The 26,369-nt window shown below is 58.1% G+C and carries 24 protein-coding genes; 5 read left to right on the forward strand and 19 right to left on the reverse strand.

Annotated features, from left to right (window positions below):
• Positions 1 to 4: 4 nt before the first annotated feature.
• The 3 genes from glgX to asd all read right to left on the reverse strand — a co-directional run bounded on the left by glgX (position 5) and on the right by asd (position 5,503).
• Positions 5 to 1,978: a glycogen debranching protein GlgX gene (gene glgX / locus INF61_RS05980; RefSeq protein ID WP_165743503.1), complete on the reverse strand. Its 1,974-nt coding sequence runs from the start codon at positions 1,976 to 1,978 to the stop codon at positions 5 to 7.
• Entirely contained in the window at positions 1,975 to 4,161 is a 2,187-nt protein-coding gene (gene glgB / locus INF61_RS05985) for a 1,4-alpha-glucan branching enzyme (RefSeq protein ID WP_023304556.1), read from the reverse strand. The genes glgX and glgB overlap by 4 nt, the downstream gene beginning before the upstream one ends.
• Before the next feature lie 238 nt (positions 4,162 to 4,399).
• The gene (gene asd, locus INF61_RS05990) at positions 4,400 to 5,503 is read right to left on the reverse strand and encodes an aspartate-semialdehyde dehydrogenase (RefSeq protein ID WP_003861575.1); all 1,104 of its coding nucleotides are present in this window, start codon (positions 5,501 to 5,503) and stop codon (positions 4,400 to 4,402) included.
• Between the two features lie 178 nt (positions 5,504 to 5,681).
• On the opposite strand from asd, the gene yhgN reads away from it, so the two are divergent.
• Together yhgN and INF61_RS06000 are read left to right on the forward strand one after the other, a co-directional pair.
• Complete coding sequence (yhgN, locus tag INF61_RS05995) at positions 5,682 to 6,275, forward strand: NAAT family transporter YhgN (protein ID WP_003861574.1); 594 nt, start codon at positions 5,682 to 5,684, stop codon at positions 6,273 to 6,275.
• A gap of 365 nt (positions 6,276 to 6,640) precedes the next feature.
• The gene (locus INF61_RS06000; protein ID WP_047726256.1) at positions 6,641 to 7,087 is read left to right on the forward strand and encodes a hypothetical protein; all 447 of its coding nucleotides are present in this window, start codon (positions 6,641 to 6,643) and stop codon (positions 7,085 to 7,087) included.
• Positions 7,088 to 7,240: 153 nt separating this feature from the next.
• Here the strand turns inward: INF61_RS06000 and gntU are convergent, their stop codons facing one another.
• The 5 genes from gntU to INF61_RS06025 all read right to left on the reverse strand — a co-directional run bounded on the left by gntU (position 7,241) and on the right by INF61_RS06025 (position 12,182).
• Positions 7,241 to 8,581: a gluconate transporter gene (gntU, locus tag INF61_RS06005; protein ID WP_017693851.1), complete on the reverse strand. Its 1,341-nt coding sequence runs from the start codon at positions 8,579 to 8,581 to the stop codon at positions 7,241 to 7,243.
• A 3-nt stretch (positions 8,582 to 8,584) separates the two neighbouring features.
• Positions 8,585 to 9,112: a gluconokinase gene (gene gntK, locus INF61_RS06010; RefSeq protein ID WP_003861569.1), complete on the reverse strand. Its 528-nt coding sequence runs from the start codon at positions 9,110 to 9,112 to the stop codon at positions 8,585 to 8,587.
• Between the two features lie 126 nt (positions 9,113 to 9,238).
• Positions 9,239 to 10,234 (reverse strand): gluconate operon transcriptional repressor GntR, encoded by a 996-nt coding sequence (gene gntR, locus INF61_RS06015; protein WP_003861567.1) that lies wholly within the window; start codon positions 10,232 to 10,234, stop codon positions 9,239 to 9,241.
• Between the two features lie 91 nt (positions 10,235 to 10,325).
• Positions 10,326 to 11,021 carry a pirin family protein gene (locus INF61_RS06020; protein WP_003861565.1) on the reverse strand — a complete coding sequence of 232 codons (696 nt, stop codon included), beginning with the start codon at positions 11,019 to 11,021 and terminating at the stop codon, positions 10,326 to 10,328.
• Positions 11,022 to 11,144: 123 nt separating this feature from the next.
• Positions 11,145 to 12,182 (reverse strand): oxidoreductase, encoded by a 1,038-nt coding sequence (locus INF61_RS06025; RefSeq protein WP_134690563.1) that lies wholly within the window; start codon positions 12,180 to 12,182, stop codon positions 11,145 to 11,147.
• A gap of 311 nt (positions 12,183 to 12,493) precedes the next feature.
• Here INF61_RS06025 and yhhY point away from each other — a divergent pair, with 311 nt between their 5' ends.
• Positions 12,494 to 12,982: an N-acetyltransferase gene (yhhY, locus tag INF61_RS06030; RefSeq protein WP_015571463.1), complete on the forward strand. Its 489-nt coding sequence runs from the start codon at positions 12,494 to 12,496 to the stop codon at positions 12,980 to 12,982.
• Positions 12,983 to 13,069: 87 nt separating this feature from the next.
• On the opposite strand, the gene ggt is transcribed toward yhhY, so the two are convergent.
• Positions 13,070 to 14,815, reverse strand: coding sequence for a gamma-glutamyltransferase (gene ggt, locus INF61_RS06035; RefSeq protein WP_072134592.1), 1,746 nt, complete (start codon positions 14,813 to 14,815; stop codon positions 13,070 to 13,072).
• A gap of 122 nt (positions 14,816 to 14,937) precedes the next feature.
• Between ggt and INF61_RS06040 the strand changes: the two genes are divergently transcribed.
• Positions 14,938 to 15,309 carry a DUF2756 family protein gene (locus INF61_RS06040; protein WP_017384131.1) on the forward strand — a complete coding sequence of 124 codons (372 nt, stop codon included), beginning with the start codon at positions 14,938 to 14,940 and terminating at the stop codon, positions 15,307 to 15,309.
• On the opposite strand, the gene ugpQ is transcribed toward INF61_RS06040, so the two are convergent.
• From ugpQ to livK, 10 genes are all read right to left on the reverse strand, one after another.
• Complete coding sequence (gene ugpQ, locus INF61_RS06045) at positions 15,299 to 16,039, reverse strand: glycerophosphodiester phosphodiesterase (protein ID WP_047718143.1); 741 nt, start codon at positions 16,037 to 16,039, stop codon at positions 15,299 to 15,301. The two genes, INF61_RS06040 and ugpQ, sit on opposite strands and share 11 nt — an antisense overlap.
• Complete coding sequence (locus INF61_RS06050; protein ID WP_047718141.1) at positions 16,036 to 17,106, reverse strand: sn-glycerol-3-phosphate import ATP-binding protein UgpC; 1,071 nt, start codon at positions 17,104 to 17,106, stop codon at positions 16,036 to 16,038. The genes ugpQ and INF61_RS06050 overlap by 4 nt, the downstream gene beginning before the upstream one ends.
• 1 nt (position 17,107) lies before the next feature.
• Entirely contained in the window at positions 17,108 to 17,953 is an 846-nt protein-coding gene (gene ugpE, locus INF61_RS06055; RefSeq protein ID WP_015571468.1) for a sn-glycerol-3-phosphate ABC transporter permease UgpE, read from the reverse strand.
• Positions 17,950 to 18,837 (reverse strand): sn-glycerol-3-phosphate ABC transporter permease UgpA, encoded by an 888-nt coding sequence (ugpA, locus tag INF61_RS06060; protein ID WP_047718140.1) that lies wholly within the window; start codon positions 18,835 to 18,837, stop codon positions 17,950 to 17,952. The genes ugpE and ugpA overlap by 4 nt, the downstream gene beginning before the upstream one ends.
• A 157-nt stretch (positions 18,838 to 18,994) precedes the next feature.
• Entirely contained in the window at positions 18,995 to 20,311 is a 1,317-nt protein-coding gene (ugpB, locus tag INF61_RS06065; RefSeq protein ID WP_017693845.1) for a sn-glycerol-3-phosphate ABC transporter substrate-binding protein UgpB, read from the reverse strand.
• Between the two features lie 258 nt (positions 20,312 to 20,569).
• Positions 20,570 to 21,283 (reverse strand): high-affinity branched-chain amino acid ABC transporter ATP-binding protein LivF, encoded by a 714-nt coding sequence (gene livF, locus INF61_RS06070; protein ID WP_015571469.1) that lies wholly within the window; start codon positions 21,281 to 21,283, stop codon positions 20,570 to 20,572.
• Position 21,284: 1 nt separating this feature from the next.
• Complete coding sequence (gene livG / locus INF61_RS06075; protein ID WP_003861544.1) at positions 21,285 to 22,049, reverse strand: high-affinity branched-chain amino acid ABC transporter ATP-binding protein LivG; 765 nt, start codon at positions 22,047 to 22,049, stop codon at positions 21,285 to 21,287.
• Positions 22,046 to 23,323: a high-affinity branched-chain amino acid ABC transporter permease LivM gene (locus tag INF61_RS06080; RefSeq protein WP_003861542.1), complete on the reverse strand. Its 1,278-nt coding sequence runs from the start codon at positions 23,321 to 23,323 to the stop codon at positions 22,046 to 22,048. The genes livG and INF61_RS06080 overlap by 4 nt, the downstream gene beginning before the upstream one ends.
• Positions 23,320 to 24,246, reverse strand: coding sequence for a high-affinity branched-chain amino acid ABC transporter permease LivH (livH, locus tag INF61_RS06085; protein ID WP_015571470.1), 927 nt, complete (start codon positions 24,244 to 24,246; stop codon positions 23,320 to 23,322). The genes INF61_RS06080 and livH overlap by 4 nt, the downstream gene beginning before the upstream one ends.
• 46 nt (positions 24,247 to 24,292) lie before the next feature.
• Positions 24,293 to 25,402: a high-affinity branched-chain amino acid ABC transporter substrate-binding protein LivK gene (gene livK / locus INF61_RS06090; RefSeq protein ID WP_023295547.1), complete on the reverse strand. Its 1,110-nt coding sequence runs from the start codon at positions 25,400 to 25,402 to the stop codon at positions 24,293 to 24,295.
• A gap of 424 nt (positions 25,403 to 25,826) precedes the next feature.
• Here livK and panM point away from each other — a divergent pair, with 424 nt between their 5' ends.
• Positions 25,827 to 26,210, forward strand: a complete 384-nt coding sequence (gene panM / locus INF61_RS06095) for an aspartate 1-decarboxylase autocleavage activator PanM (protein WP_015571473.1) — start codon at positions 25,827 to 25,829, stop codon at positions 26,208 to 26,210.
• Positions 26,211 to 26,369: the final 159 nt, after the last annotated feature.

Raw genomic sequence — 26,369 nt, forward strand, 5'->3', positions numbered from 1 at the left:
TTTATCATCTTTGGAATACGCACACTCCGTGCGCAGGCCCGTGCCAGACAGCCATAACAACCGGATTATCCGCTCCGGCAAAGGGAGGAATGGCTCGCCATTCCCCGTCAGGTAAAACAATCTCTGCGACGTCATCCGTCGCGTTCAGCGTCACCAGCCACGCATCCGAAAGCAGGATTTGCAGACAGGGTATGCCGTGTTGCCACTCTTGCGCGCTTAACGGTTGCGCGTCTTTATTCAGCCAGCGAACGTTTCCGTCGCCCTCTTCCCACCAGCGGTCGGCGGTGAGCGCGGGGATGCGCTGGCGAAGATGGATCAGCGCCGCGGTGAAATGGGTCAGCCCGCTATTCGCTTCTCCCCAGTCGAGCCAGGTCAGGGTGTTGTCCTGGCAATAGGCGTTGTTGTTGCCGTGCTGGCTGTGGCCGTGCTCATCGCCCGCCAGCAGCATCGGCGTGCCCTGCGACAACAAAAGCGTCGTCAGCAGCGCATGAACGCTGGCGCGTCGCCGCTCGATCACATCCAGACTTCCGCCTAACCCTTCTATACCATGGTTGAAGCTATGGTTATTGTTAGTCCCATCGCGATTCTCCTCGCCGTTTGCCTCATTGTGTTTCTGATTGAAACAAACGCAGTCGCGCAGCGTAAAACCGTCGTGTGCCGTCAGCAGGTTAATGGTGGCCGACGGACGTTTGCCGTCACGCTTGAAGAGATCGCTGGAGCCAGCAAAGCGACCGGCAAACTCCCCCAGCGACAGATCGCGCGTCAGCCAGAAGCGGCGGATGGCATCGCGGAAGTGGTCGTTCCACTCGGCAAACAGCGGCGGGAAATTCCCCACCTGATAACCGCCCTCTCCGATGTCCCAGGGCTCCGCGATCAGCTTAACCTTTGAGAGCACCGGGCAGTTTTTGATGGCCTCAAACAGCGGCGCCTGCTGGCTGAACGCCGGGGTGCGCCCCATCACCGGCGCCAGGTCGAAGCGAAAACCGTCCACGTGGAACGTCTCAACCCAGTATTTCAGGCACTCGTACGCGTAATGCGTAACGGCCGGATGACTGAGGTTGAGGGTGTTACCGCACCCGGTCCAGTTCTCGTAATCGCCGTCGTCCCTGATCCAATAATAGCTACGGTTATCGATTCCGCGCTGTGAGAGCGTCGGGCCGTCAAGATCGCTTTCCGCACTGTGGTTCAGCACCACGTCCAGAATGACCTCGATACCCGCCGCGTGAAGCGCCTTCACCGCATCGCGAAACTCATCCCGTGCCTTCTCCGGCTGCACCGCGTAGCGCGGGTCGAGGGCGAACATCGCCAGCGGGTTGTAGCCCCAGTAGTTGCTTAACCCAAGACGCTGTAGCCGCGGCTCGCTGGCGAAATGCGCCACGGGCAACAGCTCCAGCGCGGTGATCCCTAAGTGCTTCAGGTACGCGACCATCGTCGGATGCCCAAGCGCTTTGTAGGTGCCGCGCATCTCTTTAGGGATTGACGGGTGCAGATATGTCAGCCCTTTAACGTGGGCTTCATAAATAACGGTGTTGCCCCACGGCGTGCGCGGCGGGGCATCGTCTTCCCAGTCGTAGAGATCGTGCACCACCACGCTTTTGGGCGCGACGGGCGAGCTGTCGCGGTGGTCAGGTTCGCCGTAGCCAACGTGGAACAGCGAGTCATCTTTAAACTCACCGTCCACGCGGTGCGCGCACGGGTCAATCAGCAGCTTCGCCGGGTTAAACCAGTGCCCCTGAGAGGGCTCCCAGGGGCCGTGTACGCGAAAACCGTAGTGCATCCCCGGCCGTCCTCCGGCCAGGTAGCCATGCCAGGTATCCCCTGTGCGCGCCGGTAAATCGTAACGGTGCTCGTTACCTTCCCCGTCAAACACACAGAGTTCCACCCGCTCCGCATGGGCGGAAAAGAGCGTGAAGTTCACCCCCTTTCCGTCAAAACTCGCCCCGAGCGGTTCGGGTTTACCTGCCGTAAGCTGCGTCATTCACCCTCCCGCACCAGCCAGATTGTGCCAAGCGGCGGCAGCGTCAGGCTCAGGGAGTTCGGACGGCCGTGGCTTTCAATGGCATCGCTCTGCACCAGGCCACCGTTACCCGCGTTGCTGCCGTGGTAGTGCATGGAGTCGGTATTGAGAATTTCGCGCCATTTGCCCGGCTGGTTAATGCCGAAGCGGTAGTGTTCGCGCGGCACCGGCGTGAAGTTGCTGGCGACAATGATCTCGTTACCCGCCTTGTCGCGGCGCACAAAGACAAACACCGAGCGCTCGTGGTCGTCCACCACCAGCCACTCAAAGCCGTACGGATCGAAGTCCAGCTCGTGCAGCGCTTTGTGGTGGCGATAAGTCAGGTTCAGGTCACGGACCAGACGCTGTACGCCGTGGTGCCAGTTGTCCGCACCTTCCAGCAGATGCCAGTCAAGGCTGCTATCGTGGTTCCATTCGCGGCCCTGAGCGAACTCGTTGCCCATAAACAGCAGCTTTTTACCCGGGAAAGCAAACAGCCAGCCGTAGTAAGCGCGCAGGTTGGCAAACTTCTGCCATGGGTCGCCCGGCATGCGGTCGAGAATGGATTTCTTGCCGTGCACCACTTCATCGTGCGACAGCGGCAGCATGAAGTTTTCGGTGTAGTTATAGAGCAACCCGAAGGTGAGCTTATCGTGGTGATACTGACGATAAACCGGGTCGAGCTTCATGTAGTCGAGCGTGTCGTGCATCCAGCCGAGGTTCCATTTGTACCAGAAGCCCAGACCACCCATTGCCGGTGGACGGGAAACGCCCGGGAAGTCGGTGGACTCTTCCGCCATGGTCACGGCGCCTTCCACCTGCTCGCCGATAATGCGGTTGGTGTTGCGCAGAAACTCAATCGCTTCGAGGTTTTCACGGCCACCATACTCGTTCGGGATCCACTCCCCCTCTTTGCGGCTGTAGTCGCGGTAGATCATCGACGCCACCGCATCCACGCGCAGGGCATCAATGCCGAAGCGCTCGATCCAGTACAGCGCGTTCCCGACCAGGTAGTTCGATACTTCACGGCGACCGTAGTTGTAGATCAGCGTGTTCCAGTCCTGGTGATAGCCTTCGCGCGGGTCGCTGTGCTCGTACAGCTTTGTGCCGTCGAACTCTGCCAGCGCAAAATCATCCGACGGGAAGTGGCCCGGCACCCAGTCGAGGATCACGTTCAGCCCGGCGGCGTGCGCGGCATCGATGAAATAGCGGAAGTCATCGCGCGTGCCGAAGCGGCGCGTGGGCGCATACAGCCCGGTTGGCTGATAGCCCCAGCTGCCGTCAAATGGGTGTTCGTTGATCGGCAGCAGCTCCAGATGGGTAAAGCCCATCCATTTGGCGTACGGCACCAGCTGGTCCGCCAGCTCGCGATAGCTCAGCCAGAAGTTGTTATCGGTGTGGCGACGCCACGAGCCGAGATGCACTTCATAGACGGAGATTGGCGCATCAAAGCGGTTGGCCTGCTTGCGCTCCTCACTCTGGACAACCTTCTCCGGCAGGCCGCAAATCAGCGAGGCGGTATTGGGGCGTAGCTCTGCCTCAAAGGCGTACGGGTCAGATTTAATGCGCAGCTTGCCGTTGGCATCGATCATCTCGAATTTGTAGAGCTGACCGTTGTGCGCGCCGGGGATAAACAGCTCCCAGATGCCGGTTTCCCGGCGCAGGCGCATGGGGTGACGACGACCGTCCCAGTAGTTGAACTGCCCGACGACGGAGACGCGCTGGGCGTTTGGCGCCCATACGGCAAAACGCGTGCCGGTGATACCGTCCATGGTATCCGCATGGGCACCCAGCGTTTCGTAAGGGCGTAAATGGGTCCCTTCGGACAGCAGCCAGGCGTCCATCTCTTTTAAAAGCGGGCCGAAGCTATAGGGATCGTCAATCAGATTTTGCTGACCGTGCCAGATAACGGCAAGCTGATAACGAAAAGGATTTTTACGGCGGGGCATGACGCCCGAGAAGAAGCCACGCGAGTCGAGGCATTCCAGATTACCTACCTTGCGGCCGGTTTTGGGTTCGATAACCCACACTTCTGTTGCATCCGGTAACAGCGCCCGAACTTCCAGTCCGGCCTCTGTACGGTGCATCCCTAGCACAGAAAAGGGGTCGGCAAAGTGACCCGCAATAAGCGCATTAATCACGTCTCTCGAAATACGATCGGACATGGTGTTCATCCTGTTTTTTTATGTCGCCCTTTTTACGCGCTCCGGGACGACTTTTAATGTGACCTAAACGGTGCAGTTAATCCTCTCTGCTCCGCCCTACCCTCAGGTGAGAAATAAATCTTCCTTAAAGCATAGCCAACGTCGTGGGTCCTCCTGATAAAAAATAAGACATCTGCGTTTTACTCCATGTAGTACGCAAAAAAAGGGGGTGACAATCACCCCCTTGTTTAACAAATTATTACGCCAGCTGGCGCAGCATACGGCGCAGCGGCTCGGCTGCACCCCACAGCAGCTGATCGCCAACGGTGAACGCGGAGAGGTACTCCGGCCCCATGTTCAACTTGCGCAGACGACCAACCGGGGTGGTCAGCGTGCCGGTAACGGCTGCCGGGGTCAGTTCGCGCATGGTGATATCGCGATCGTTTGGCACCACTTTCGCCCACGGGTTGTGTGCGGCCAGCAGCTCTTCCACGGTCGGAATAGACACATCTTTTTTCAGTTTAATGGTGAAGGCCTGGCTGTGGCAGCGCAGCGCGCCGATACGCACACACAGACCGTCAACCGGAATGGTGTTCGCGGTGCCGAGGATTTTGTTGGTCTCAGCCTGGCCCTTCCACTCTTCGCGGGTCTGGCCGTTATCCAGCTGTTTGTCGATCCACGGGATCAGGCCACCGGCCAGCGGTACGCCAAAGTTATCCACCGGCAGCTCGCCGCTGCGGGTGAGCTGAGTGACTTTACGTTCGATGTCGAGGATGGCGGACGCCGGGTCTGCCAGCTCGGCAGCGACGCTCTGGTGCAGCTGGCCCATCTGGGTCAGCAGCTCGCGCATATGACGCGCGCCGCCGCCGGACGCCGCCTGGTAGGTCGCCACGGAGACCCACTCCACCAGATCCTGTGCGAACAGGCCGCCGAGGGACATCAGCATCAGGCTGACGGTGCAGTTACCGCCAACAAAGGTTTTCACGCCGTTGTTCAGGCCGTCGGTGATGACGCCCTGGTTAACCGGGTCAAGAATAATGATGGCATCGTCTTTCATGCGAAGCGAAGAGGCCGCATCAATCCAGTAGCCCTGCCAGCCGCTTTCACGCAGCTTCGGATAGATTTCGTTGGTATAATCGCCGCCCTGGCAGGTCACAATAATGTCGAGTGCCTTCAGCGCTTCCAGATCGTAAGCATCCTGCAACGTGCCTGTGGTACCCCCAAAGGACGGTGCAGCCTGGCCGAGCTGGGAAGTGGAGAAGAAGACCGGGCGGATGGCGTCGAAATCGCGCTCTTCAACCATGCGTTGCATGAGTACAGAGCCGACCATACCGCGCCAGCCGATAAAACCAACGTTTTTCATAGCATTTTTTTCCTGCAAGGGGTGTGTGCTGATTGTGCAAGCCAGTATTGAACTGGGATATGCTTCACATTACAAAATGCTGCCAAAGTCGCAAGCGAAATTAATCGATGATTGCCCGGCAATCAGAAAAAGTGCTAATCATCGCAATGACCACAATAAGTATCAGGGATAATTTAAGATGAGTGAAATCATTTCCGCAGCGGTTTTATTGATCCTGATTATGGATCCGCTCGGTAATCTGCCGATCTTCATGTCGGTGCTGAAGCATACCGAGCCGAAGCGCCGCCGGGCGATCATGATCCGCGAGCTGCTCATCGCCCTGCTGGTGATGTTTATCTTCCTGTTCGCCGGTGAAAAAATCCTCGCTTTCCTGAACTTACGCGCCGAAACGGTCTCCATTTCCGGCGGGATCATTTTGTTCCTGATTGCTATTAAGATGATTTTCCCGAGCGCGGAGGGCAGCAGCAGCGGCCTGCCTGCGGGTGAAGAGCCGTTTATCGTGCCGCTGGCAATTCCGCTGGTCGCCGGGCCAACGATTCTGGCGACGCTGATGCTGCTGTCGCATCAGTATCCGAATCAGATGAGCCATCTGGTGATTGCCCTGCTGATCGCCTGGGGCGGGACGTTTATTATCCTGTTGCAGTCGTCGCTGTTCCTGCGCCTGCTGGGTGAGAAAGGGGTAAACGCCCTGGAGCGCCTGATGGGGCTGATTCTGGTGATGATGGCGACGCAGATGTTCCTGGACGGGATCCGGGCGTGGATGAAAGGGTGAAGATGTAAAAAAGCCGGGTGGCGCTTGCGCTTACCCGGCCTACGGGACCTGATGCCTCTACCATCAAAAATATTCATTCGTTTTGCGAGCCGCCTTCCAGAGCCTCTCTTGCCACTCCGCCCCCAACGCAGTATCTTCTTGCCGCGCCTGCAAAATCAGGCGTCAGGGTTGGTCCCCTGTTATCCTCATCCGCGATGAAACTCTTTTTATCGCGCAGTCAGTTACACTTCAATGGTGGGCTGGACGGTGGCGCCGCAAGGCGCGCCGGTAGCTGATGAGGCCGGTAGGACCAACTCCGTTCAGTCCATCACCAGTGAGGTTGGTCCCTCCAAAGATGGTCAACTCAACTCATTAGAGGCTGTCTTATGACTACTCCCCCTAACTTTTCTCACACTTTATTTACTACCCCGTTCGATCACACTACCGATTTCACCGAACTGGCAGACAACTGCGAGCGATTCGTAGACGTGCTGGTTGAATGTGACGATCCAGCACAAAAGATGGCGCTATGCGGACGGCTTTCCGCCTGCCTCGCCCTGCTCCAGCCCACACTGCTTGAACCTGTTCCGGAATATCTAAAAGCCAGCCTGACGGTGGATGACCTGCCGCTGGACGTGCCGGTCTTCGAGCCGGAAGTGGATCAGTTAGGACGGTATTGCCAGTTGCTAACGCAAATGCTGTTGGCTCGAACGCTCTCGGCGAGCAATGAAAGAGTCGCAGGAGATTTGTTGCAGGATTTAGTGGGGTTTTACAGTGATACGCTGAAAGCGCCGCGCTGGTTGCGCACAAAGGAAGGCATCGTGCCGCTGTAAAAAAGCCGGGTGGCGCTTACGCTTACCCGGCCTACGGGACCTGAGGTTTTTGTAGGTCGGGTAAGGCGAAGCCGCCACCCGACAAAATACGCCCTCTGCGGCCTGATGCCCTCACCCCAGCCCTCTCCCACGGGGAGAGGGAGAAAACCGGGATTAGCTCAGCAGCGTAAACGCAATCATCCCGACAACCGCACCCGTCGTGCCGAGGATGGTTTCCATCAGCGTCCAGGTTTTCAGGGTTTGCGCTTCGGTCGCGCCGGTAAATTTACCGAACAGCCAGAAGCCCGCGTCGTTCACGTGAGAAACCACAATCGAGCCACCCGCGATACAGATAGAGAGCGCCGCCATCTGCGCACCGGAGTAGTTCAGCTGTTCAATCACCGGCATTACCAGACCCACGGCGGTTAAGCACGCTACGGTCGCGGAGCCCTGAATGATACGTACCGCCGCGGCCAGCACGAAACAGGTGACTGCAATCGGCAGCCCCATTCCGGTCAGCGCTTCGCCCAGCGCCGGACCAACGCCGGAATCCACCAGCACCTGCTTAAACACGCCGCCCGCCCCGATCACCAGCAGGATAATCCCCGCCGGTTGCAGCGCGGCACCACAGATCTCCATCACGCGGTCTTTCGGCATGCCCTGACGCATCGCCAGGCCGTAAATTGCTACCAGACACGCCACCAGGATCGCGGTGAACGGATGACCAATAAATTCGAACCATTCGTAAGCGGTTGACCCCACCGGCACAAAGCGCGCAGCGATGGTTTTCAGGCCCACCAGCACCAGCGGCAGCAGGATCAGCGACAGGCTGAAGCCGAAGGACGGCATTTTGCCCTCGCCCAGGTGCGGCTCGGAGATGTCATCCGGAATGTGCAGCTCAACGTAACGGCTGATGAAGTTGCCCCACAGCGGACCGGCGATAATCATCCCCGGAATTGCCGCGCACAGGCCAATCAGGATCATCCAGCCAAAGTCAGCATGCATCTGGGAGGCCAGCAGCATCGGCGCAGGCCCCGGCAGCAGGAACGCCGCCGCCGCCGCCACGCCCGCAAACAGCGGAATGACCAGCTTCACGAGGTTGGTACCAGTATGCCGCGCCATGGAGAACGCCACGCTAATCAGCAGCACAACGGCCACTTCAAAGAACAGCGGCAGCGCGCAAATCAGACCGGCCAGACCAATCGCGTAGTGCGCACGGCTGTGGCCGAAGGATTTCAGCATCTTGACGGCAATCTGATCGACCGCGCCCGTCTCGTGCAAAATCTTGCCAAACATCGCGCCCAGCGCCACCACAATGGCCAGGAAGCCGAGCGTGCCGCCCATCCCTTTTTCCATCGTCGCCGCGATTTTGTCGAGCGGCATGCCGGAAAAGAGACCGGCACCAATAGAAACCACCATCAAAGCAACGAAGGCGTGCATACGTGCCTTCATCACTAAAAACAGCAGCAGCAATACGGAACCCACTGCTGTCAAAACTAGCGTTAATGTACTCAAAACTTACTGCCTTTTATTAATAACCTCGATGGTGCTGGCAACAACACCTTCCAGCGGCTGATCGATATCAACCACTAAGACATCCTGCTCGTCAGCACCCGGCTCCTGCAACGCTTCGAACTGCGTTACCAGCATCTGGGTTTTGAAGAAGTGGCCTTTACGCGCCTTCAGGCGGCTTTCAATCACCCCAAAATCGCCTTTCAGGTAGATGAAAGAGAGGTTCGGGTTGCCGTCGCGCAGCAAGTCGCGATAGGTTTTTTTCAGCGCGGAACAGACGATCAGGGAGACTTTATTGGTGCGCTGCATCGCGAACGCGGCGTCATTCAGCGCCTGCAACCACGGTTTGCGGTCGTCGTCGTTCAGCGGCTCGCCGGAAGCCATTTTCATGATGTTGCTGCGCGGATGGAGGAAGTCACCATCAAGAAACGCAGCCTGGAGTTGATGCGCCACTTCGCTCGCCACGGCAGATTTACCGCTACCGGACACGCCCATCAGGACGTAAACGTGGTGATCGTGATTAGTCGTGCTCAAAGGGTGTCCCTCAGTCAATTGTTACGGGTAACAGTTATCGGTAACATTGTCCTGCCGGGGCATAAGAGAAGCAATATCCAAACGTGCGCGAAGTGAATAAGTGTGAGCTACTTCAAATTTGTCGGATTAAATAGATCCACCCGGTGACAAGGTGAAACCTAAATCTAACATTTTCGGGGTAACTGCCTCACCACGAATGCGCGCCAGCAGGCGCTCTGCGCCAATGCGGCCCATGCGTTCACGCGGGGTCAGGACGCTCGCCAGACGCGGCTCCATCACCTGGCCAATGTCGTGGCCGTGGAAGCCGGCAATCGCCATATCATCCGGGATTTTTAAACCCAGACGCTGGCACTCAAACGCGGCGCCGACCGCAAGGTCATCGTTGGTACAGAAAATACCGTCCAGTTGCGGATACTCGCGTCGCGCCTGACGCATCAGCTCAATACCCGACGTGTAAGAAGAAGATTGCTCCACCATCACGCTGTACGGGGTCAAACCGGCGTCGAGCATCGCCTGCTCGTATCCCTTCTGTTTGATGATAGTACGTTCATCCAGACGCGCACCCAGATAGGCCACATGGCGATGACCGCGGGCGATGATCGCCGCCGTCATCTGACGCGCCGCTTCAAAGTTATCGAACCCCACGGCGATGTCGAGGCACGGCGACTGGCTGTCCATCAGTTCAACCACCGGAATGCCTGCCACTTCAATCATTTTCAGCGTGCGCGGGGTGTGAGTACGTTCCGTTAAAATCAGGCCGTCAATGTTCCAGGAAAGCATCGATTCAAGACGTTCCTCTTCCAGTTCCGGCTTGTACCCGTAGTGGGCGAGCATGGTCTGATAGCCAAATGCATCGGTGACGCTTTCAATGCCACGCAGCACTTCGGCGAATACCTGGTTGGTTAAGGAAGGAAGCAGGACGCCCACCGCACGGCTGGTCGCATTGGAGAGAATATCGGGCGCGCGGTTGGGGATATAACCCAGTTCATCAAGGGCGGCGGCAATCTTGCCACGCAACGCCACGGAAACCTGTTCCGGGTTACGTAAAAAACGGCTGACCGTCATTTTGGTCACACCGACGCGATCGGCGACATCCTGAAGTACGGGGCGTTTCTTTTTCATCGTCCTGAGAAATCTTGAAGTGAGAGATTTGCTCAGTTTATCACGGACAAAGCTCAACCTTCCCCGTTTAAAGGGAAGGTTGAGAAATTATTTAGACCGGCGGCAGGTCAAACAGCAGAATTTCACTTTCGCTGTCGGCATGCACGGAGAGCGCCTGCTCATCCCAGACTGCCAGGCCATCGGCGGTTGTCGCTTTGGTGCCGTTGATGGACACTTCACCTTTCACAACCTGGATCCACACGCGGCGGTTAGCGGCAATCTGGTGTACAGACTGTTCATCTTTCGCCAGCGCCCAGCGGTACAGCTCCATATCCTGATGCACTTTCAGGGAACCTTCACGCGCATCCGGGGACAGCACCAGCTGTTTGCCCTGTTTCGCGTCGAAGCGGCGCTGCTCGTAGCGTGGCGTGATGCCGGTCTCTTCTGGAATGATCCAGATTTGATACAGGTGCAGTTTTTCCGTTTTGCTCGGGTTGTACTCAGAGTGACGCACCCCGGTACCCGCGCTCATAATCTGGAACTCGCCCGCCGGAACCTGCTCTTTGTTGCCCATGCTGTCCTGGTGCTCAACCGCCCCTTCCAGCACATAGGTCAGGATTTCCATGTCTTTGTGCGGGTGGGTACCGAAGCCCTGGCCTGCATCAATCACGTCGTCGTTAATCACGCGCAGTGCGGAGAAGCCCATAAAGTTCGGGTCGTAGTAGTCGGCAAACGAGAATGAATGCCATGAGTCCAGCCAGCCATGATTCGCGTGACCACGTTCGTTTGCTTTGCGTAAGTAGATCATTGTTTTCACCCTCAGTTCGTTTCGATGGAGTAAGTGTGGACGCAAACGCCCTGGGATCATAGAGGGTGAAAATTGACTCCTCTGTTCAAAAATTTAGAACAAACGCAGAGGAGCCATTTTTGCTTATCTGGCGAGGGTTATCGTGGCAGGAGAAGCCTGCTCAAAGGCCCGTTCAAGGATTTCCAGGTTGGTCAGAACGTCAGATTCCTTGACATAATTCGGCGCGCCGGTGGCGAGGGTGTCATACAGCGCATCGTAGACGCGTCCATAGTCGCCCGTTTCCGGCTTCAGCTCTTCCCTGACCGTCAGGCCCTCGTCGTTCACGTACTCCAGCACGCCCACGGAATCATCTGCCGCAAAGCCCGGTTCACCCGGCATGATATTGGCCTTCAGGCTGGTCTCCTGTTGGTCAATACCGTACTTGATAAAGGAGCCTTTCTTGCCGTGAACGATAAATTTCGGGTAGTCGATTTTCACCAGATGGCTGGTTTTTACGATGGCTTTCAGGTCGCCGTAGAACAGCTGCGCTTCAAAGGTATCGTCCGGGTTGGCCTTATTGCGCAGGCTGCGGATGTCATACACCACGTGGTCCGGGCGGCCAAACAAGGAGATGATCTGGTCCATGGTGTGCACACCGAGACCGTAGAAAGATCCGTCCTGCGGCAGTCCGGGCTGGGTTTCCGCCACCGGGCGGTAGTAATCGAAGTGGCTTTCGATTTCCACGATCTCGCCGAGTTTGCCGCTTTCAATTGCCTTTTTTGCCGTCAGGAAGCAGCTGTCAAAGCGACGGTTCTGGTACGGCGTGACGGTCAGCCCTTTGCTTTTCGCCAGCGCGAACAGCTCCTTCGCTTCGGCGATGGTCGGGGTGAACGGCTTTTCCACCAGCACGTTTTTACCTGCTTCCAGCGCGCGTTTCGCGTAGTCAAAGTGGCTGTCGGCGTGGGTACAGACCACCACCAGCTTCACCTGCGGGTCGTTAAGCACCTCATCAAGATCGCTGGTGAAATGAATATGGGAATACTGCGGAGACTGCTCTTCTGGCTTCGCGCGGCGGCGATAGATATGGGCCACGTGCCAGGTCTCTTTTCGGTTAAGAACATACGGAAGGTGGTAACGCGTGGTGCTTTTGCCAAATCCAATAAATGCACAATGTAGTGTCATGGCTCAGTCCTTTTGGAAGGTTACTGAGTTTTACCATAGCGCATGTTTTGCCCTCACCCCAGCCCTCTCCCACAGGGAGAGGGAGAAAAAGGGCAAAAAAAAAGCCAGCGAGAAGCTGGCTAAAGTAATACTGGAAGCAATGTGAGCAATGTCGTGCTTTCAGGTTCCCGTAGGAGGTCTTCCTGAATGCAGAGCAATAATAATCATTCTCATTCGCACTTGTCCAACACTTTTTGCAAAAAATAGCGATTGACTCAACTTTTAAAGTCACTGATGTTGGAGAAGACTTTTAACTGACTGAGGAACAAGGAATGAGTGAAATAGTGATACGCCACGCTGAACCGAAAGATTACGACGCCATTCGTCAGATCCACGCCCAGCCGGAGGTGTACCACAACACGCTACAGGTTCCTCATCCTTCAATGGAAATGTGGCAAATGCGGCTAGGCGAACAGCCGGGCATTAAACAGCTGGTTGCCTGCATTGATGATATCGTGGTCGGCCACCTCACCATTGATGTCGCCCAGCGACCACGCCGCAGCCACGTTGCAGATTTCGGTATCTGCGTTGGCGCGCAGTGGCATAACCGCGGCGTGGCCAGCGCACTGATTCGCACCATGATCGATATGTGCGACAACTGGCTGCGCGTCGACCGCATCGAGTTAACGGTGTTTGTGGATAACGAACCGGCAATCGCGGTGTACAAAAAGCACGGGTTTGAGATTGAAGGCACCGGCAGGCGCTACGCCCTGCGCAACGGCGAGTATGTGGATGCGTATTATATGGCGCGTATGAAGTAGTTTGTTGCCGGGTGGCGGCTTCGCCTTACCCGGCCTACGTTCGTGCCGTTGTAGGCCCGGTAAGCGCAGCGCCACCGGGCAAAAAAATCAATACCCCGCCGTTAAATCATCCACCGAACGCGGGTCCGATGCGCCAAATAGCGCCCCGTCCGGCCCGACCATAATGCTCTGGGTGCTGCCCATCGCCTCCTTCACCGCCACCTTCTGCCCGCGCTGCTCAAGCAGCTTGAGGGTGTCCGGGCTAAAGCCCTTCTCCACGCGCAGCTCGTCCGGCAGCCACTGGTGGTGGAAACGCGGCGCATTGGTCGCTTCGGCGACGTTCATCCCAAAGTCGATACTGTTCACCACCATTTGCAGCACGGTTGTGATAATCCGGCTCCCGCCAGGGCTGCCGGTCACCAGCCAGGTTTTGCCGTCTTTCACCACGATGGTGGGCGACATGGACGACAGCGGGCGCTTCTTCGGCCCGACCGCATTCGCATCGCCGCCGACCAGGCCGTAGACGTTCGGCACGCCCGGTTTGGCAGAGAAGTCATCCATCTCGTTGTTCAGCAAAATACCGCTGTTGCCCGCCACAATGCCGGTGCCGAAAGTGGTGTTAAGCGTGTAGGTCACCGCCACCGCGTTACCGTCTTTATCCACCACCGAGAAATGGGTGGTCTGGTTACTTTCATACGGCGCCAGCTTGCCGGGGCGGATCTCGCTCGACGGCTTAGCCTTATTGATGTCGATCTCGTCGGCAATCGATTTGGCATAGGCTTTGTTGGTCAGCGCCTGCCACGGCACCTTCACGAAGTCCGGATCGCCAAGGTATTCCGAGCGGTCAGCGTAGGCGCGCTTCTCTGCCTCCGCCATCACCTGCATGGCATCGGCGCTACCGAAGCCGAACTTGTGCATATCGAAGTTTTCCAGAATATTGAGGATCTGCACGATGTGAATGCCCCCGGAGGACGGCGGCGGCATGGAGAAGACCTCGTAGCCGCGATAGGTGCCGCTGATCGGCTCGCGCTCCACCGCCTTATATTCCGCCAGATCCGCTTTGGTGATCAGCCCGCCGTTCTTCTGCATCTCATCGGCAATCTGATCGGCAATCGGCCCCTTATAGAAGGCGTCCGGACCGTTTTCGGCAATCAGTTCGAGACTTTTTGCGAGGTTCTTCTGCACCAGCTTATCGCCCTTTTTCAGCGGCTCGCCGTCTTTCCAGAAGATAGCCTTGCTGTTCTCATGATTGGGAATGACTTCGCTGCCGTAGGTTTTGAGGTCGTCCGCCAGCGCGTCGTTGACGACGAAGCCGTCGCGCGCCAGCTTGATGGCAGGCTGCACCACTTTATTCAGAGGCAGCGTGCCGTATTTTTCCAGCGCCAGCGAGAACCCCGCAACGGTGCCCGGCGTGCCGGAGGCAAGGTGCGAGGTCAGAGATTTTTTACTGTCCGGATTGCCCTGATCGTCGAGGAACATATCGCGGGAGGCCTGATTCGGCGCCATCTCACGGAAGTCGATGGCCGTGGTTTTACCGTCTTTGGTGCGCAGCATCATAAACCCGCCGCCGCCCAGGTTCCCCGCCTGTGGATGCGTCACCGCCAGCGCATATCCCACCGCGACCGCCGCATCCACCGCGTTACCGCCCTGCTTAAGAATATCGACGCCCACCTGCGTTGCCAGCGCGTCAACCGAGGCCACCATGCCGTGCGTCGCCCGCACGGGGTGAAAAACATCCTCCTCCACGCCGTAAGAGACCGGTGGAGCGGCGGGCGGGTTGGCCGCTACGGTAAATGTGCCGCCTGCCATCAGCGCAGCGATGGCGACCCAGCGCAAAAAGGTTGGTTTCATCATTATTGTTCTCCAGGTGAAGGGGTCCATATTCCCCGCTTAAGCCTGGTTCACAACTCTTAAAAAATCATCGTTATGCCGGAATCAGGGTAAACTTAAGAGAAGCCTCAAAGGAGGAGATAACCATGAAACGATTACTGATCCTGACCGCGCTGCTTCCGTTCGCCGCGCTCGCACAGCCAATCAACACCCTGAACAACCCGAACCAGCCGGGCTACGTCATTCCGAGCCAGCAGCGTATGCAGACGGAGATGATGAGCCAGCAACAGCAGCAGAAAGGGATGCTCAATCAGCAGTTAAAAACGCAGACCCAGGTGCAGCAGCAGCACCTGCAAAACCAGATGAATACCAACACCCAGCGCGTGCAGCAGGGCCAGATGCGGGAGCAGCCGCTGCCAAACTCAAACGGTGGGATGTTAGGGGGCGGGGTGTCGCAAAGCAGCGGTCAGCAGCACATGCTGCCGACCCAGCAGAACGGCAGTATGCTTAATAAATAAAGTTCGGCCCGATCTGGTCAATCGCATCGGTACAGATGCTGTCCACGCCCCAGCGCAGCAGCTCGGCTGCACGCTGGGGTTTGTTGACGGTATACACCAGGATATGCAGACCGGCCTCCTTCAACAGCGTCACGCGCGCTTCATCCAGCAGCTTATGGTTGAGGTGGATCGACACGCAGCCTAAGCGGGTCGTCAGCGCGCGCCAGTCTTCTCGCCACGCATCCAGCAGCAGCCCGCGCGGCAACTCCGGAACGGCAGCCTGTGCGGCTTCCAGCGCGTCGATGTCAAACGACGATAACAGCGGCGCGGTCATACCTTCCCACAGCTCGCGCGCGGCAAGGGCAATCACTTTACCCGTCAGCGGCCCGGTGCCAGTGGTCGGTTTGATTTCGATGTTGGCCATCATGCCGTGTTGACGACAGCGGTCCGCCACTTCCGCCAGCAGCGGCAGCGGTTCGCCTTTAAATTCGCCGCTGTACCAGCTTCCGGCGTCCACCTTCAGCAGATCGCGCCACGGCAGTTCGCCCGCCACGCCCCAGCCGTTGCTGGTGCGTTCGAGATTGTCGTCGTGCAGCAGGAAAATTTCGCCGTCCTTCGACAGCTTCGCGTCGAACTCGATCATCGTATGGCCGTAGCGCGCGCCAACGTCAATTGCCGCCAGGGTGTTTTCCGGCGCCAGTTTACCGCCGCCACGGTGGGCGACGATGTGGGGGTAAGGCCAGTTGCTCATACTCGTTGTCCTGTTTCACCGTCAAATAAGTGCAGGTGATTTTCCGGCATATGCAGCCACAGCGTGCTGCCTGCCTTCGGGCGCTCCTGGTGCGGCAGACGCACCACCAGCTTTTGCTCGCCCCAGCGCCCGTGCGCCAGGTTGTCTGCGCCCAGCATCTCCAGCGTGTCCATCACCAGCGGCACGCCGCCGTCCGCCTGAGACGTCAAACCAATATGCTCCGGGCGGATACCGAGCGTCATCTTACGCCCGGCGTAGCCACGATAGTACCAGTTGATCGGCAACGCCATCCCGCTTTCCAGCTCGAAGTGGGTTCCCGCCGCATTGATCCGCCCATCCAGCAGGTTCATCGCCGGGCTGCCGATAAAGCTCGCCACAAAACGGCTGGCCGGCTTTTCGTAGACTTCCACCGGGGTGCCAATCTGCTCGGCGATGCCTTTGTTCATCACCATCACGCGCTGGGCGAGGGTCATGGCTTCAACCTGATCGTGAGTGACGTACAGGGACGTGGTTTTCAGCCGCCGATGCAGCTGCTGGAGCTCAAGGCGCATCTGCACGCGCAGTTTGGCGTCGAGGTTTGACAGCGGTTCGTCGAACAGGAATACCGCCGGGTCGCGCACGATGGCGCGCCCCATCGCCACGCGCTGACGCTGGCCACCGGAAAGCTCGCGCGGGCGGCGCTTAAGCAGGCCGTCCAGCTCCAGAATGCGCGCGGCCTCTTTCACACGCTCCGCGATATGGCCTTTGCCCATGCCGCGGATTTTCAGCCCCCAGGCCATGTTCTCTTCCACGCTCATGTGCGGATAGAGGGCGTAGTTCTGGAACACCATCGCGATACCGCGATCTTTGGGTTCCATCTCGGTGACGCGCTGGCGGTCAATCCAGATATCCCCGGACGTTACGCGCTCCAGCCCCGCCACCATACGCAGCAGGGTGGATTTTCCGCAGCCGGACGGGCCGACCATCACGATAAATTCCCCGTCCGCCACGTCGAGCGTCAGCGGCTGAATGACCTGGGTTTTGCCGTCCCAGCTTTTGGTTACTGCCTGTAATTTTAAACCTGCCATCTTATTTCTCGCTATCGACCAGGCCGCGGACAAACGCGCGCTGCATGGCTAAAACAATGACTACGGGTGGGATAAGGGTGAGCAGCATCGCCGCCATCACCTGGTTCCAGAGGGTGGTGCCTTCGCCGGTGGCGATCATGCCTTTGATGCCTGCCACGGCGGTGCCGAGGTTGACGTCCTGAACGATCAGCAGCGGCCACAGGTACTGGTTCCAGCCGTAGATAAAGGTGATCACAAACAGCGCCGCGAGGTTGGTTTTCGACAGCGGCAGCACTATGTCGCGGAAGAAGCGCATCGGCGAGGCCCCGTCGATGCGCGCGGCTTCAATCAGCTCATCCGGCAGGGTCATAAAGAACTGGCGGAACAGAAAGGTGGCGGTCGCCGAGGCCATCAGCGGCAGGGTTAAGCCCGCGTAGCTGTCGAGCATCTTCAGGTTGGCGATCACTTCCACCGTCGGGAAGATACGCACCTCTACCGGCAGCATCAGGGTGATGAAAATCATCCAGAAAAACAGGTTACGCAGCGGAAAGCGGAACCAGACGATGGCAAACGCTGAGAGCATCGACACCGTAATTTTGCCGACGGTGATGCCAAACGCCATGATGAAGCTGTTGAGCATCATCAGCCAGAACGGCGCGCTGTTAGCGCCCACGCCCTGGGTCCAGATAGTTTTCATGTTTTCGAAAAGGTGTCCGCCCGGGATCAGCGTCATCGGGGTGTCGAACACCGCTTTGGTGTCCAGCGTGGCGGCGACGAAGGCCACGTACAGTGGGAACAGGATGACGATAATCCCTAAAATCAGCATGGTATGGCTGAAAATCGTCAGCCCGCGACGGTTCTCAATCATTGGTAGCGCACCTTACTTTCGACATAGCGGAACTGCACCACCGTGAGGATGATGACGAGGAACATCAGCACCACGGACTGCGCGGCAGAGGCGGAGAGATCAAGCCCGGCAAAGCCTTCGCGGTAGATCTTGTAAATCAGCGTGGTGGTAGCCTGCACCGGACCGCCCGCGGTGGCGGCGTCGATCACCGGGAAGGTGTCGAAGAAGGCGTACACCAGGTTCACCACCAGCAGGAAAAAACTCACCGGGGCGATCAGCGGCAGCGACAGCCGGAAGAAGCGGCGCACCGGCCCTGCGCCGTCGATGGCGGCGGCCTCCACCAGCGAACGCGGGATAGACTGTAGCGCGGCAAAGAAAAACAGGAAGTTATAGCTGATCTGCTTCCACACCGAGGCGAACACCACCAGGAACATCGCCTGACCGCTGTTCTGGGCGTGGTTCCAGTCGTAGCCAAACTCGCCCAGGAAGTGGGTAATCAGCCCGCGCCCTGGGTTAAACAGGAAGATCCACAGCACGGCGGCCACGGCGGGAGCCACGGCGTAGGGCAGCAGCATCAGGGTCTGGTACAGACGACTGCCGCGCACCACGTAGTCCACCAGCGCAGCGAAAAACAGCGAGGCTAAAAGGCCGCTGACGGTCACCAGGGTGCTGAATTTGATCGTCGTCCAGAAGGAGTCCAGGTAGTAGCTGTCGTGGAACAGCGCGGTAAAGTTGTCCAGCCCGACAAACTGGCTGGAAAGCCCGAACGGATCGACGCTTTGTACCGAGTACCACAGCGCTTCGCCCGCAGGCCAGATAAAGAAGATAACGGTGATGACCAGCTGCGGCGCGACCAACAAGTACGGCAGCCAGCGGGAACGGAACACCGGACGGGATGATGACATTGAGATTTGGTTCCTGAACAATGCCGGGTGGCGGCTACGCCTTACCCGGCCTACAAATATTTCTCCCTCTCCCCGTGGGAGAGGGTTGGGGTGAGGGCATCAGCCCGCACGATCCCCGTAGGCCCGGATCGCTACGCGTCACCGGGCGAATCACGGATTACGATTTGGTCGACTGCTCAAAGCGGCGCAGCAGCTGATTCCCGCGCTCTACCGCAGCGTCCAGCGCCTGCTGTGGGGTTTTCTTCCCGGTCCAGACGCTTTCCAGCTCTTCATCCACGATGGTGCGGATCTGCGGCATGTTGCCCAGACGCAGGCCTTTTGTGAACGGCAACGGCGGCTTGTTCAGCATCTGGCGCGTCGCGATATCCGCGCCCGGGTTCTTGCTGTAGAAGCCCTGCTCGCGGGTCAGGTCGTATGCGGCTTTGGTGATCGGCAGATAGCCGGTCTTCTGGTGCCATTCGGCGGCGTTTTCAGGCTTCGCCAGGAAGTCGAGGAACTCGGCCACGCCTTTGTAGGTGCCGTTGTCTTTACCCTGCATCACCCACAGGCTCGCCCCGCCGATGATGGCGTTTTGCGGCGCGCCCTTCACGTCGGCGTCGTACGGCATCATGCCCACGCCGTAGTTGAATTTGGCATAGTGACGTATATCCGCCAGCGAGCCGGACGAGGCGGTGGTAATGGCACAGTCGCCGTTGTAGAACTTCTCGGTGGATTCGTCTTTACGCCCGAAGTAGCTGAAGTCGCCCTTCTTGTTGAGTGCTTCCAGCAGCGCGATGTGCTTCACCTGCTCCGGCTTGTTGAACTCCAGCACCGCGTCGGTACCGTCGAAGCCGTTATTTTGGGTGGCAACCGGCAGGCCGTGCCAGGCGCTGAAGTTTTCAATCTGGATCCAGCCCTGCCAGCCGCTGGCGTAGCCGCACTTCATCCCCGCCGCTTTCAGCTTCGCGGTGTACTCCGCCAGATCCTGCCAGGTTTTTGGCGGCTGCTCCGGATCTAAACCGGCTTTTTTGAAGGCGTCTTTGTTGTAATACAGCACCGGCGTGGAGCTGTTAAACGGCTGGGACAGCAGATGGCCGGTTCTGGAATCGGTGTAGTAACCCGCTACGGTCGGTACGAACTGGGATTCGTCAAAGTTAATGCCCGCCTCTTTGAACACCTCGTACACCGGCTTGATGGCTTTGGAGGCCATCATTGTCGCGGTGCCCACTTCATAAACCTGTAACAGCGCAGGCGCGTTACCGGTACGGAAGGCGGCGATGCCCGCGCTCAGGCTCTGCTCGTAGTTGCCTTTATACACCGGCACAATTTTGTAATCCGGGTGGGTGTCGTTGAAACGCTGCGCCAGGGAGTCAACCTCTTTACCCAACTCCCCTTCCATGGAATGCCAGAACGGAATGGTGGTCACAGCCATTGCGTTCGTCGCAAAAGCCAGACCCAGTGCCAGACCCAAAGCTGTGTGTCGTAACGATGTCATTGTCATCTCTCTTATTGTGCCGGATGCGCGATATCACGCGTTTTATGCTCGCGAGGTAACATGACATGCTCGAATGACAGAAAAATAACTGTTTGTTTACAGATAAGTGACAGCCAGGCGTCAGGGGGATGATGGTTGTGTGAAGGGGTTGGGTGCGGTCTGGTGCCCTCACACCGGCCCTCTCCCACAGGGAGAGGGAGAGAAGCGATCGGTTCCCTCTCCCTTGAGGGAGAGGGTTAGGGTGAGGGGGAAATGCGATTAACCGCCTAAATACGCACTCCGCACCGCCTCGTTCGCCAGCAGCGCGTCACCGGTATCGGAGAGCACCACGCGCCCGTTCTCCAGCACATAGCCGCGGTCAGCGAGCTTCAGCGCCTGGTTGGCGTTCTGCTCGACGAGGAAGATGGTCATCCCCTCTTTACGCAACTGCTCGATGGTGTCGAAGATCTGCTGGATGATGATCGGCGCAAGACCGAGCGACGGCTCGTCCAGCAGCAGCAGGCGTGGCTGGCTCATCAGCGCGCGGCCAATCGCCAGCATCTGCTGCTCGCCGCCGGACATGGTGCCCGCTCGCTGAATACGACGCTCCCACAGGCGCGGGAAGAGTTCGTACACCCACTTGATGCGGGTCTGGAATTCATCCCGATGGGCGAAGAAACCGCCCATCGCCAGGTTCTCTTCCACCGTCATGCGGGAGAATACGCGGCGCCCTTCCGGGACAATCGCCACCGCTTCACGCATGATCTTAGCCGTCTGCCAGTCGGTAATATCTTTGCCGTCAAACACAATCCGCCCGCTGGTGGCGCGCGGGTCGCCGCACAGGGTGCCGAGCAGCGTGGTTTTACCCGCGCCGTTGGCGCCAATCAGGGTGACGATTTCGCCCTGATTGATGTGCAGGCTGACGTCGTGCAGCGCCTGGATCTTGCCGTAGTGCGCGTTGACCTTGTCGAACGTTAACATCGCTTTTTCCATCTTATGCCTCACCAAGGTATGCGCGGATCACGTCCGGGTTGTTGCGGATCTCTTCCGGCGTGCCGTTTGCCAGCGGCGTGCCCTGGTTTACCACGTAGATACGGTCCGAAATGCCCATCACCAGCTTCATGTCATGCTCAATCAGCAGGATGGTGGTGTCGTGATGGTCGCGCAGCTCGGCAATCAGCTCGTCCAGCTCTTTGGTCTCTTTCGGATTGAGACCTGCCGCTGGTTCGTCGAGCATCAGGATCTCCGGCTGGGTCACCATACAGCGCACGATCTCAAGGCGACGCTGATCCCCGTAAGCGAGGTTGCTCGCCTGACGGTTAGCGTGCTGGAGCAGGCCGATACGGTCGAGCCAGGTCGCGGCGCGGTCGAGCGCCTCCTCCTGCGTGCGGCGAAAGGCCGGGGTTTTCAGCAGGCCGGAGAACAGCCCGGTTTTCAGCTGCTGATGCTGTGCCACCAGCAGGTTCTCAATCACCGTCATCTCGCGGAACAGACGCACGTGCTGGAAGGTACGCACCACGCCCATGCGGGCAATCTGCTGGCCCGGCAGCCCTTCAAGGTGCTGGTCGCGCAGCATGATGGTGCCGCCCGTCGGCTTGTAGAAGCCGGTCAAACAGTTAAAGACCGTGGTTTTTCCCGCGCCGTTCGGGCCAATCAGGGAGACAATCTCTTTCTTGTGCAGATCCAGATTCACATTGTTGACCGCCAGCAGGCCGCCAAAACGCATCATCAGGCCGTTAACGGATAATAAAGGCTTCATGCCTGCTCTCCTTTCGCCTGTGTGCGTTTCAGCTTCAGCTGTGGACGGGTCATCGGCAGCAGACCCTGCGGACGCCAGATCATCATCAGCACCATCAAACCACCCAGCATTAACATGCTGTATTCGTTAAAGTCGCGCATCAGCTCGCGGGAGACCACCAGCAGGATAGCCGCGAGGATCACGGCGAACTGCGAGCCCATTCCACCGAGCACCACAATCGCCAGCACAAAGGCGGATTCGGCAAAGGTGAACGATTCCGGGCTGACGAAGCCCTGACGTGCGGCAAACAGCGTCCCGGCGAAACCGGCAAACGCGGCGCTGATGGTAAATGCGGTCAGCTTGATGCGGGTCGGGTTCAGGCCCAGGGAGCGGCAGGCGATCTCATCTTCGCGCAGCGCTTCCCACGCGCGGCCCAGCGGCATGCGCAGCAGACGGTTGATCACAAACAGGGTAATCACCACCAGCAGCAGCGCCACCAGATAGAGCCAGATCACGCGGTCGGACGGATCGTACTTGATGCCAAAGAAATTGCTGAAGGTATCCCAGCCGCCTTCACGGGCGGTACGGCTGAACTCCAGGCCGAAGAAGGTCGGTTTCGGGATCTGGCTGATGCCGTTCGGACCGCCGGTCACTTCGGTATTGTTGAGCAGCAGAATACGGACGATTTCGCCGAAGCCTAAGGTCACAATCGCCAGATAGTCACCGCGCAGGCGCAGCACCGGGAAGCCGAGCAGGAAGCCCGCCGCGGCAGAGACCAGCCCCGCCAGCGGCAGACAGGTCCAGAAGCCGAGGCCGTAATAGTGGTTCAGCAGCGCGAAGGTGTACGCGCCGATGGCGTAGAACCCGCCGTAGCCCAGCACCAGCAGGCCAGACAGCCCCACCACCACGTTCAGACCGAGCCCCAGAATCACGTAGATCATGGTCAGGGTGGCAATATCCACCGTCCCGCGCGAGACCATAAACGGCCACGCCACGGCAGCCACCAGCAGCGCCACAAGGAACAGCTTCTGTTTCACCGTTGTACCGTCGATCGCCGGCAGGACGAATTTCGGCCCGGAGACGTTTTTCAGCGTCTTCTGGAACAGCGGACGCAACAGCTGGAACAGGAACACCACAGCGGTGCCGATAAACACCCACTGCCAGCGGATGTCGGGAGCGGTATCCACCACCAGCTTCGTGCCGTCCAGTCCTAACTGGACGCCCATAAAGACGCCCGCCAGGACGAAGAACATGGCGGCAGAGAGCAGCGCCATCGCAAAATGCATCGGTTTCATACTTTCTCTACCTCCGGACGGCCCAGAATACCGGTAGGCATGACCAGCAGCACCAGAATCAGCAGGGCAAACGACACCACATCTTTATATTCGGTGCTCAGGTACGCCGAGGAGAGCGCTTCGGCCACGCCCAGGATCAGGCCGCCGATCATCGCGCCCGGAATGCTGCCGATGCCGCCCAGTACCGCCGCGGTGAAGGCTTTCATCCCGGCCATAAAGCCGATGTACGGGTTGATTACGCCGTAGAACTGGCCGAGCAACACGCCAGCCACCGCCGCCATCGCTGCGCCGATCACGAAGGTCAGGGCAATCACGCGGTCGGTGTTAATCCCGAGCAGGCTCGCCATCTTCAGATCTTCCGCGCAGGCGCGGCAGGCGCGTCCCATGCGGGAGTAGCGGATGAACAGGGTCAGGGCCAGCATGGCAATAAAGGTCACAACCCAGATAACCAGCTGCATGGTGGTGATGGTGGCAGAGAAGTTTTCGCTGGCCCCTACAATCCACTGGCCGTTAAACAGGCTTGGCAGCGCCACGTCGCGTGAACCTTCGGTCAGGCTGACGTAGTTTTGCAGGAAAATGGACATACCGATGGCGGAGATCAGCGCGATCAGGCGTTTGGAGCTGCGCACCGGCCGGTAGGCCACCCGTTCAATACTCCAGCCGTAGGCGCTGGCGATCACAATCGCGCCGACAAACCCGGCGGCCACCAGCAGCCAGCTGCTGTCGATGCCCATCATCATCAGCGCGGCGATGATCATAAAGGAGACGTAGCTACCGATCATGTACACCTCGCCGTGGGCGAAGTTGATCATGCCGATAATGCCGTAAACCATCGTGTAGCCGATGGCGATCAGCGCGTAGGTGCTTCCCAGCGTGACGCCGTTAAACATCTGCTGCAAGAAGTAGAGAAACTGCTCGGACATAAGAAAACCTTTTTATACCCGCCCGGTGAGCCGGGCGGTGGGATGATTATTTGGCGACCGAGGAAGACCCGTCGGCGTGCCACTTAAAGACACCAAACTCAAATCCCTTCAGATCGCCTTTCTCATCCCAGTTCAGCGGCCCAATCACGGTGTTCGCCCCGTGTGCTTTTAAATCTTTCACCAGATCCAGCGGCTCTTTACTGCCGGTACGGTCCAGCGCGGTGGCCAGAGACTGCACGGCCGCGTAGGTGATCCAGACGTACGGACCGCTCGGATCTTTCTTCTGCGCCTTGAGCGCATCCACGATAGCCTTATTCGCCGGATCCTGGTCATAGCGTTTTGGCATCGTCACCAGCATGCCTTCGGCAGAATCGCCCGCGATGTTGGACAAGGAGGCATTACCGACGCCCTCTGGCCCCATAAACTGGGTTTTCAGGCCGGTGGCGCGCGCCTGGCGCAGCATCTGCCCCATTTCCGGGTAGTAGCCGCCGTAGTAAACGAAGTCGATATTCTCTTTTTGCAGGCGGGCGATCAGCGCGGAGAAGTCTTTCTCACCAGCGGTAATGCCGTCGAAGAAGACGATGTTTGCGCCGCCTTTTTTCAGGCCATCCTGCACGGAACGCGCCAGGCCTTCGCCGTACTGCTGCTTATCATGAATGATGGCGATACGCTGCGGCTTAACGGTTTCGAGGATGTATTTGGCGGCGGTTGGCCCCTGAGAGGAGTCCAGACCGGCGGTACGCATGATGTGCTGGTAGCCGCGCTGGGTCAGTTCCGGGTTGGTGGCACCCGGGGTGATCATCAGAATGCCTTCGTCTTCGTAGATATCAGACGCAGGCTGCGTGGAGGAAGAACACAGGTGACCGATGACGTACTGGATACCGTCGTTAACGATTTTGTTGGCGACCGCGACGGCCTGTTTTGGATCGCAGGCGTCGTCATACTCCACGCCTACCAGCTTGTCGCCTTTGATGCCGCCTTTGGCGTTGATATCTTTGATGGCCTGACGCGCGCCGTTGAACTCCATGTCACCCCACTGGGCAACAGGGCCGGACATCGCCCCCACTACCGCAACTTTAATGTCGTCTGCCATAGCGGCATGCGAGATCGACAGTGCGACCATCCCCGCGATTAACGTCTTCGCGTTCCTTTTCATCTCTGAATCCCCATTCGTGATGTCATGTTTATATTTTGTTTTATTATGGTTAAAAAGCATTCTGTACTTTTTATGAACAACGCTATTTTTACCAGTGCCTTTAATGGTTTAGCGCAGTTTTTTGTCAAAAACCAGACTAAAATCTCTATTTTTCAGGCGATTAAGCAAAGATAATATTCTGAAATCAGGCGGAGATAAACAAATAAAAGCGCGGTTTGCAGCATAAAATAACGGTACAAAGCGCCGAATAAATCACTGCCCTTCAGGTTAAAATTCTGCTTATTTTTCGATCCATGTGTTTTCAAACTGCCCATCGCGCTGCCAAAAAACTAATCACCTGGTAAATGGGAAGAAAAAGAGAAAGCGCCTGAGCAAATAAATTGAGTACACTGGCCCTACTCTTTTTGATTTGGACAAGCAGCTAATGAAACTGACTATCGTGCGTCTGGTGACCTTTAGCGACCAGGATCGTATCGACCTGGGCAAGATCTGGCCGGAATATTCCCCTTCATCGCTGGCCGTCGATGAAAACCACCGCATCTATGCCGCGCGTTTTAATGAACGTCTGCTGGCCGCCGTCCGCGTAACGCTGAGCGGCACGGAAGGGGCGCTGGACTCCCTGCGCGTGCGCGACGTGACCCGTCGTCGCGGGGTCGGGCAGTATTTAATTGAAGAGGTGATCCGCGAAAACCCGAGCGTAACCTCCTGGTGGATGGCCGACGTGGGCGTAGAGGATCGCGGCGTGATGGCGGCGTTTATGCAGGCGTTAGGGTTTACGGCGCAGGCGAACGGGTGGGAGAAGCGCTAAAAGAAAGCCGGGTGGCGGCTGCGAGGTGCTCATAGTAGGCCCGGTAAGCGAAGCGCCACCGGGCAAAAGAGGGCTGAGCGGGCTGATGCCCTCACCCCGGCCCTCTCCCACGGGGCTGAGGGTTCCCCACAAAATAATACCTGCACAGACGGCCCCCTC

Origin of the sequence: Enterobacter cloacae complex sp. P18RS (genome assembly GCF_014982105.1) — a bacterium.
GTDB lineage: Bacteria > Pseudomonadota > Gammaproteobacteria > Enterobacterales > Enterobacteriaceae > Enterobacter > Enterobacter hormaechei_C.

Bases quoted from the DNA above. Each gene is read 5' to 3' on its own strand.
- glgX (WP_165743503.1), bottom strand. From the start codon at position 1,978: ATGACGCAGCTTACGGCAGGTAAACCCGAACCGCTCGGGGCGAGTTTT.
- glgB (WP_023304556.1), bottom strand. From the start codon at position 4,161: ATGTCCGATCGTATTTCGAGAGACGTGATTAATGCGCTTATTGCGGGT.
- asd (WP_003861575.1), bottom strand. From the start codon at position 5,503: ATGAAAAACGTTGGTTTTATCGGCTGGCGCGGTATGGTCGGCTCTGTA.
- yhgN (WP_003861574.1), top strand. From the start codon at position 5,682: ATGAGTGAAATCATTTCCGCAGCGGTTTTATTGATCCTGATTATGGAT.
- INF61_RS06000 (WP_047726256.1), top strand. From the start codon at position 6,641: ATGACTACTCCCCCTAACTTTTCTCACACTTTATTTACTACCCCGTTC.
- gntR (WP_003861567.1), bottom strand. From the start codon at position 10,234: ATGAAAAAGAAACGCCCCGTACTTCAGGATGTCGCCGATCGCGTCGGT.
- INF61_RS06020 (WP_003861565.1), bottom strand. From the start codon at position 11,021: ATGATCTACTTACGCAAAGCAAACGAACGTGGTCACGCGAATCATGGC.
- INF61_RS06025 (WP_134690563.1), bottom strand. From the start codon at position 12,182: ATGACACTACATTGTGCATTTATTGGATTTGGCAAAAGCACCACGCGT.
- yhhY (WP_015571463.1), top strand. From the start codon at position 12,494: ATGAGTGAAATAGTGATACGCCACGCTGAACCGAAAGATTACGACGCC.
- ggt (WP_072134592.1), bottom strand. From the start codon at position 14,815: ATGATGAAACCAACCTTTTTGCGCTGGGTCGCCATCGCTGCGCTGATG.
- INF61_RS06040 (WP_017384131.1), top strand. From the start codon at position 14,938: ATGAAACGATTACTGATCCTGACCGCGCTGCTTCCGTTCGCCGCGCTC.
- ugpQ (WP_047718143.1), bottom strand. From the start codon at position 16,039: ATGAGCAACTGGCCTTACCCCCACATCGTCGCCCACCGTGGCGGCGGT.
- INF61_RS06050 (WP_047718141.1), bottom strand. From the start codon at position 17,106: ATGGCAGGTTTAAAATTACAGGCAGTAACCAAAAGCTGGGACGGCAAA.
- ugpE (WP_015571468.1), bottom strand. From the start codon at position 17,953: ATGATTGAGAACCGTCGCGGGCTGACGATTTTCAGCCATACCATGCTG.
- ugpA (WP_047718140.1), bottom strand. From the start codon at position 18,837: ATGTCATCATCCCGTCCGGTGTTCCGTTCCCGCTGGCTGCCGTACTTG.
- ugpB (WP_017693845.1), bottom strand. From the start codon at position 20,311: ATGACATCGTTACGACACACAGCTTTGGGTCTGGCACTGGGTCTGGCT.
- livF (WP_015571469.1), bottom strand. From the start codon at position 21,283: ATGGAAAAAGCGATGTTAACGTTCGACAAGGTCAACGCGCACTACGGC.
- livG (WP_003861544.1), bottom strand. From the start codon at position 22,049: ATGAAGCCTTTATTATCCGTTAACGGCCTGATGATGCGTTTTGGCGGC.
- INF61_RS06080 (WP_003861542.1), bottom strand. From the start codon at position 23,323: ATGAAACCGATGCATTTTGCGATGGCGCTGCTCTCTGCCGCCATGTTC.
- livH (WP_015571470.1), bottom strand. From the start codon at position 24,246: ATGTCCGAGCAGTTTCTCTACTTCTTGCAGCAGATGTTTAACGGCGTC.
- livK (WP_023295547.1), bottom strand. From the start codon at position 25,402: ATGAAAAGGAACGCGAAGACGTTAATCGCGGGGATGGTCGCACTGTCG.
- panM (WP_015571473.1), top strand. From the start codon at position 25,827: ATGAAACTGACTATCGTGCGTCTGGTGACCTTTAGCGACCAGGATCGT.